We start from the raw sequence: 244 nt of genomic DNA on the forward strand, positions 1-244 counted from the left end.
CATTTATTGATATGGCGGCTTTACCGATTTCAAGCCGTGACATTGACGAGGTTATTGAAAAGGTATTTAAGAGTGGTGGAGCGAAGTTTGCGAACGGAGATACGCTTTTTGCTCGAATTACACCATGCCTAGAAAATGGGAAAACAGCCAAAGTATCTGGGCTACCTATAAATACGAATGCCTTCGGATCAACCGAATTTATTGTAATGGCAGCCAAAGAACCTGAATATGATGAAAATTACAT

At 40.2% G+C, this 244-nt stretch carries 1 protein-coding gene; it reads left to right on the plus strand.

What is annotated here, in order from left to right; genetic code table 11:
* A partial coding sequence (locus tag AAEY75_RS16670; RefSeq protein WP_502944460.1) for a restriction endonuclease subunit S domain-containing protein occupies window positions 1-244 on the plus strand: 244 nt, incomplete at both ends.

Source organism: Psychrobacter sp. TB55-MNA-CIBAN-0194 (assembly GCF_040309505.1).
In the GTDB taxonomy this organism is placed as follows: Bacteria; Pseudomonadota; Gammaproteobacteria; order Pseudomonadales; family Moraxellaceae; genus Psychrobacter; species Psychrobacter fozii.